This window comes from Azoarcus sp. Soil_N_20 (genome assembly GCF_057656155.1).
Window position 1 is genome coordinate 1 of the sequence record NZ_JBDGKX010000038.1, and the last position, 3,768, is coordinate 3,768.

General features: G+C 65.1%; 5 protein-coding genes. 1 reads left to right on the top strand and 4 read right to left on the bottom strand.

Features of this window, described 5'->3' with window-relative positions:
• Nucleotides 1-211 precede the first annotated feature (211 nt).
• The 3 genes from maiA to AC3A35_RS27695 are packed head-to-tail and all read right to left on the bottom strand — an operon-like array spanning nt 212 to nt 2,448.
• On the bottom strand, nt 212-856 hold the full coding sequence (gene maiA / locus AC3A35_RS27685; RefSeq protein ID WP_487439772.1) for a maleylacetoacetate isomerase: 645 nt from the start codon (nt 854-856) through the stop codon (nt 212-214).
• Between the two features lie 33 nt (nt 857-889).
• Nucleotides 890-1,900: a fumarylacetoacetate hydrolase family protein gene (locus AC3A35_RS27690; protein ID WP_487439773.1), complete on the bottom strand. Its 1,011-nt coding sequence runs from the start codon at nt 1,898-1,900 to the stop codon at nt 890-892.
• Nucleotides 1,897-2,448, bottom strand: coding sequence for a VOC family protein (locus AC3A35_RS27695; RefSeq protein WP_487439774.1), 552 nt, complete (start codon nt 2,446-2,448; stop codon nt 1,897-1,899). Before AC3A35_RS27695 ends, AC3A35_RS27690 begins: the two co-directional genes overlap by 4 nt.
• Nucleotides 2,449-2,590: 142 nt before the next feature.
• On the opposite strand from AC3A35_RS27695, the gene AC3A35_RS27700 reads away from it, so the two are divergent.
• Entirely contained in the window at nt 2,591-3,502 is a 912-nt protein-coding gene (locus AC3A35_RS27700) for a LysR family transcriptional regulator (protein ID WP_487439775.1), read from the top strand.
• A 38-nt stretch (nt 3,503-3,540) separates the two neighbouring features.
• On the opposite strand, the gene AC3A35_RS27705 is transcribed toward AC3A35_RS27700, so the two are convergent.
• The coding region (locus AC3A35_RS27705; RefSeq protein WP_487439776.1) for a TRAP transporter large permease subunit at nt 3,541-3,768 on the bottom strand (228 nt) is incomplete at its 5' end.

A 3,768-nucleotide genomic window follows, 5' to 3' on the forward strand; every position in this document is an offset into this window, starting at 1 on the left:
CCCCAGCGGTGCTCGGCGTCGCGCCGGAAGGCGGTCACGTTGGCGGATTCGATGCGCGCCGCGGACGGGGTCCACAAGGGTTTTTCGATCGTCATGATGGATACTCGTCGTCAATTCACCGCTGCCGGCCGGACGCGGACGAGGCGTCCTCCGGCGGCGGGATGGAAGAAGGAAACCGGAAAGGAAACAAGCGCGCTCACCGGCGTGCCGATCAGCCGGCGTCAGGCTGCAGTTCGGCCGAGGCGCAGCGGAAGGCGTCGATTTCCGCGCAACGATCGGCAATGCGCACGAGCGTCGGCATCGCCGACAGGTCGCAGTCGAAACGGCGCGCGTTGAATACCTGTGGCACCAGGCAGCAGTCCGCCAGGCCCGGCGCGTCTCCATCGCAGAACAGGCCGGTGCGCGCGTCGTTGGCGAGCATCGCCTCGACTGCCGCCAGCCCGCCTTCCACCCAGTGGCGATACCAGGCGTTTTTCTGATCTTCCGATGCGCCCAGTTCGCGGGTCAGGTATTGCAGCACGCGCAGGTTGTTGATCGGGTGGATGTCGCAGGCGATGGTCTGCGCAATCGCCCGAACGCGGGCGCGCGCGGCGGCGGAGTCCGGCAGCAGCGGTCGTTCGGGATGTGTTTCGTCCAGATACTCGATGATCGCCAGCGACTGGGTCAGCACCTGGCCATCATCGACGAGGGTGGGCACCAGACCGGCCGGGTTCAGCGCCAGATAGTCCGGCCGGCGCTGCTCGCCGCCCTCGCGCAGAAGGTGGACCGGCGCCGCGTCGTAGGCGAGCCCCTTGAGGTTGAGTGCGATCCGCACGCGGTAGGCGGCAGAGCTGCGGAAGTAAGTGTAGAGCTTCATCAGTCGGCGTTCTTCTTGCAAGGCGTTATCGGTTCAGGAGGACAGTCCGGCGACGCAGTTCTCGATGGTGCCGAAGATGTTCCTGCCCTCGGCGTCGAACATCTCGATGCGGACGGTGTCCCCCGGACGCATGAAGGGCGTGACCGGCTTGCCCTGCTCGATGGTCTCGTAGGTGCGTACCTCGGCGAGGCAGCAATAACCGACGCCGCCGTGCTCGATCGACGAACCCCACAGGTCGCCCTGCTTGTTCGAGACCGTGCCCGAACCGATGATCGAGCCGGCTTCGAGATCGCGGGTCTTGGCCACATGGGCGACGAGCTGGCCGAAGTCGAAGTTCATGTCGATGCCGGCATCGGGCTTTCCGAACAGGCGCTCGTTGAGGTGCACCACCAGAGGGAGATGGACCTTCGCGCCTTTCCAGGCGGCGCCCAGTTCGTCCGGGGTCACCGCCACCGGGCTGAACGCGGAGGCCGGCTTGCTCTGGAAGAAGCCGAAGCCCTTGGCGAGCTCGTTCGGAATCAGGTTGCGCAGCGACACGTCGTTGACCAGCATCACCAGCCGGATCGCCTTCGCCGCCTGTTCGGGCGTGGCCCCCATCGGCACGTCGCCGGTGACCACGGTGACCTCGGCCTCGAAGTCGATGCCCCAGCTCTCGTCGGCCACCACCTTGTCGCGCGGGCCGATGAAGCTGTCCGAGCCGCCCTGGTACATCAGCGGGTCGGTATAGAACGACGCCGGCACTTCGGAATTGCGCGCCTTGCGCACCAGCTCGACGTGGTTGATATAGGCCGAACCGTCCGCCCACTGGTAGGCGCGTGGCAGCGGCGAATGGCACGCGGCCGGGTCGAAGGCCTGCGATTCCACGGCACCGCTGTTGAGCGCCTCATACACCTGGCGCAGCTGGAGTTCGCAGCTCTCCCAGTCGTCGAGTGCGGCCTGCAGGGTGCGGGCGATGGCCGGTACCGCGCGGCAGCGGGCGAGGTCGCGGCTGACAACGACGAGGGAACCGTCACGACCGCCGTGCTTGAGGGTGGCGAGCTTCACTGGAACATCTCCTTGTAGCTGCCGTCATGCATCCAGGCGGCGTGCTTGGGGGCCTTCTTGGTCTGCGCCCACTCTTCGAGCATCTCCCACTTCACCTTGTCGAGCGCTTCGAGCATCTTCGGCGAGGCGGTATTGGCGGCGAGTTCGAGGCGGTGGCCGTTGGGGTCGAAGAAATAGATCGACTGGAACAGGGCGTGGTCGGTGGGGCCGACGATCTCGATGCCCTCGGCTTCCAGCCGCGCCTTGGCTGCCATCAGCACCTCCATCGACTCGACCTCCAGCGCCAGATGCTGGGTCCACGCCGGTGTGTTCTCGTCGCGCCCCATCGGCGCACGGGTGGGCAGCTCGAAGAAGGCGAGCACGTTGCCCATGCCGGCATCCATGAAGATGTGCATGTAGGGGTCGGCCTCGCCGGTGGAGGGCACCGCGTCCTCGGCGATCGACAGCACCAGCTTCATGTCGAGGTGCTTCTCGTACCAGCGCGCAGTCTCGAGCGCGTCCTTGCAGCGGTAGGCTACGTGGTGGATCTTGTTGATCAGGTGTGTCATGGCGGTCTCCATCCTTGTCGGTCGGTGGTGCGTCCCGGCATCGATCCGGGTCGCTTCGGCGTCTGCAGCAGATGGGCTCATTACAAGGCAAAATGATCTATCATTCAAACGACTTTTAAAGATCAATTTATCGCCTTAGCTAATGAATATAACCCTCCGACAATTGCGCGCCTTCGTCGCGGTCGCACGCACCGGCAGTTTCACGCTGGCGGCGGAAAGCCTGTTCGTAACCCAGTCGGCGCTCAGCGGCCTGATCAAGGAGATGGAGCAGTCGCTCGGCGTGCGCCTGTTCGACCGCAGCACGCGGCGCATCCAGCTGTCCGACATCGGACGCAGCATCTACCCGCTGATCGAAAAAACGCTGCTCGACCTCGACGGCGTGTTCGACGAGGTCACCAATCTGAAGGCGCTGAAGAAAGGCCTGGTGCGCGTCGCGGCCCCGCAGTTGATGGCGTGTACCCTGCTGCCCGAAGTCATCGCCGCCTTCCGGACCGCACATCCCGACGTCGATGTCCGCCTGGTCGATTGTGCGGTGGAGGGCGTGGTGTCGCGGGTGTTCTCGGGCGAGGTCGATTTCGGCGTGGGGCCCGAGCGCGACCCGAATTCGGACATCCTTGCGACGACGCTGTTCACGCTGCCGTTCTACGCGGTCTTTCCGCCGGGACACGCATTGGCGGTGCACAAGGAGATCCACTGGGCGGACCTGATGAGCTACCCGCTGATCACGCTTCAGGGTCAGTTCGTCGAGCGATTGTCGATGGATCTGCATGCCGCGGTGCGCGATCTCAACCTCGAGTCGAACACCACGGTGACTTTCATGTCGACCGCCCTGAGCATGGTCAGCGCCGGACTCGGCGTGACCATCTGCATTCCTTACGCGGCCTCGCTGGTCCGGCTGTACCGGCTCGACATGCGCCCGTTGGTGGCGCCGGTCGTGCCCCGGCGGTTCTACGTGTTCACCCGTAACGGACGTTCACTTTCGCCGGCGGCACAGCGCTTCCAGGACTTCCTGCTGGATTACATTGGCGGGCATCCGGACCTGGCGGCCCACTGAGTGTGGGTCGCCAGGAAGTGGTCCGGCTGCGCCGCGGCTCAGCTGACGACCCATAGCGCCACCAGCGAGATGCTGGGGAAGAGCACGAGCAGGAAGATGCGGAGGATGTCGGAGGCGAGGAAGGGGAGCACGCCGCGGAAGATGGTGGCCATCGGGATGTCGCGGGCCACGCCGCTGATGATGTAGACATTCATCCCCACCGGGGGCGTGATCAGGCCGATCTCCATCACCACCAGCGCGACCATGCCGAACCAGATCGCCTTCTC